This is a genomic window from Myxococcus sp. AB025B (genome assembly GCF_006518215.1).
Lineage (GTDB): Bacteria > Myxococcota > Myxococcia > Myxococcales > Myxococcaceae > Myxococcus > Myxococcus fulvus.
The window spans coordinates 1-2,629 of record NZ_SRLW01000560.1 but is presented as its reverse complement, the minus strand read 5'-3'; the positions used below and the strand labels follow the sequence as shown (position 1 = coordinate 2,629).

Genomic DNA, 2,629 nt, shown 5'->3' with positions numbered 1-2,629 from the left:
TCCCGCCCCTTCGCCTGCCACTGCCTCGCCGCCGCGCGCAACTGCTCCAGGAACGCCGCATCCTCCTGCCCCTCGTCCAACCACCGCTTCAGCGTGGGCCAGCTCCCGATGAGCGACTCGTGCACCAGCTCCACCGACGAGCCCGAGCTCCCGCCCGTCTGGATGACCAGCAGCCGCGCCTGCACCCACCCCTCGATGAGCCGCTGGAGCGCGTCGGTGTCCCGCGTCAGCTCCCGCAGCTCCTCCATCGACACGATCGCCCGCGTGCGCTCCGCGGTGACCAGCCTCAGGCACACCGCGCGCGCCAGCGCCCGCTCCTGGGACGACAACCCCGCCAGCACGCTGTCCGCATGCGTCGCCAGCGCGCCCGAGATTCCCCCCATCCGCTGGTACGCGCCCTCCGTCAGCAGCCTCCGGCCCGGGTCTCTCGCCTCCCACAGCCGCGTGGCCGCGAACTGGAGCAGCGGCAGCGCGCCCGGCGTCGTCTCCAGGTGCTGGAGCATCTGGTCCACCATCTCCGGGGACTCGAACCGATAGCCCGCCAGCTCCGCGGGCTGCACGAGCGCATCCCTCAGCCCGTCCTGCTGCGGCGCCGTGAGGAAGAACAGCCCCGGCGACAGCTCCGCCATGAACCGCTCGTCCTCCGACACCCGGTCCAGGAAGTCCGAGCGCAGGGAGAGCACCACGCGGATGGGCGACGTCGCGTCGTCCGCGATGCCCGACAGGCAGGCGGTGAAGGCGCGGCGCTCGGCCGCGTCCGGCACCAGCGTGTACAGCTCCTCGAACTGGTCGATGAAGAGCACGATGCGCCGGCGCTCCCGCCGCGCGCGGGCCCGCAGCACGGCGCCCACGTAGCCGGGCTCCCGGCGCAGATGCGCGGAGATCTGCTGCTGCTTACGCAGGTCCTCCTCCAGCGTGGGGGATGACGTGACGAGCGGCGCCACCATGCTGGCCAGCGCGGCCAGCGGGTCCCTCCCCGGGCGGATGATGAGCGACTCCCAGGGGATGCCCGAGCGCTTGAGCACCGGCACCAGCCCGGCGCGCACGAAGGACGACTTGCCCGCGCCCGAGGGCCCGACGACGGCGAGCAGCGGCCGGTCCTGCAGCCGGTTGACCAGCGCCGCCGTCTCCCGCGCCCGCCCGAAGAACCGCGCCGAGTCCTCCTCCTGGAACGAGCCGAGGCCCGCATAGGGACTCTCGTCCACGCCGACGTCGGGGATGAACCGGCCGGGCAGGAACGGCTCCAGCGCGCGCAGCACCGCGAGCGCATCCGGGAAGCGCTGCTCCTTGGGCTTGAGCAGGCAGCGGTCCACCACCGAGGCCAGCTCCCCCGGGATGTCCGGCAGCACCGCGCGCAGCTGCGGCATCGGCTCGTCCATCATCGCCGTCACCATCAACTGCGGGCCCCGCAGCGGCTCCAGCGGGTGTCTGCCCGAGAGCATCCGGAACAACATGATGCCCACCGCCCAGATGTCCGTGCGGTGGTCCACGCCCACGCCGTTGCCCCACTGCTCCGGGGACATGTACGCCAGCGTCCCCAAGAGCGCACCCTGGCGCGTCAGGTGGACCGACTGGTCCATCCGGCCCGGCGGGGGGAGCAGCCGCAGGCCCTCCAGCAGGACGCGCGGGTCCGTCTCCGCGCCGTGCTCGTCCCCCTGCAGCACCTTCGCGATGCCGAAGTCGAGCACCTTGATGGTGCCCGCGTCCGTCACGATGATGTTCTCCGGCTTCAAGTCGCGGTGGACGATCTTGTGCGCGTGCGCGCACGACAGCGCCCGCAGCACCGGGGACATCAGCTCCACGGCGCGCGACGGCGGCAGGCGCGGGCTGCTCTTGAGCAGCCGGTCCATCGGCTGCCCCTGCAGGTACTCCAGCACCATGTAGGGGCTGCCATGGGCCTCGCCCACCTCGTAGATGATGACGATGTTCTCATGGCTGCACCGCGCGGTGGTGCGGGCCTCCAGGATGAAGCGCTGGCTGAACTGCGCGTCCTTCGAGTGCAGCAGCTTGATGGCCACCCGGCGGCCCAGGCGCGTGTCCCGCGCCAGGAAGACGGTGCCCATGCCTCCGCTGCCGAGCTGCCGGATGAGCTCGTAATGCTGGATGCGGGCTCCGGGGCCGAAGGCTCCGAGACCCACCGGAAGCGGAGCGCTGGGGTGGGGCGCACTGCGGGCGGACAGCGAGGGTTCTGGCTTCATGGTCTGCACTCGACGAGGCGGGGGGACACCTCTGGGAAGCACGCGCGGCCCGCGCCACCGCGAAGGGTGCGGGCCGTTCATCGGGGACGCGGAAATGAGCGCTGGCGCGCCAGGGATGGGGCCTCGGGCCCGTCCCTGGTCGCGGGGGTGACTGACGCCAGCCTGGGCGAGAGCGTGGGGGGACTCGGGAGTCGGACTTTCCGGAGAAAGCTCTCGTTGCCAATCTTGAGCGGACGCGTCTGCTTGCCTATGTGAACGCGAGGGCAGGCGTCTGTCATTTGATGGGCGCCGGGCCGGAACCACGGGGTGTGGATCTGATCCTGAGCAGCGAGTGAGCAGACAAGCAGGGGGACCGCCGGGTGACTGATGGTCGATGGGAGGGGAGGTTGCTGGCGGGTTGAGCCACAGGAGGACATCCGACGATGCCGAAG

1 protein-coding gene is annotated in these 2,629 nt (G+C 71.4%); it reads right to left on the bottom strand.

What is annotated here, in order from left to right; genetic code table 11:
- The coding region (locus FL311_RS42555; RefSeq protein ID WP_141333321.1) for a serine/threonine-protein kinase at positions 1-2,198 on the bottom strand (2,198 nt) is incomplete at its 3' end.
- Between the last annotated feature and the right edge of the window lie 431 nt (positions 2,199-2,629).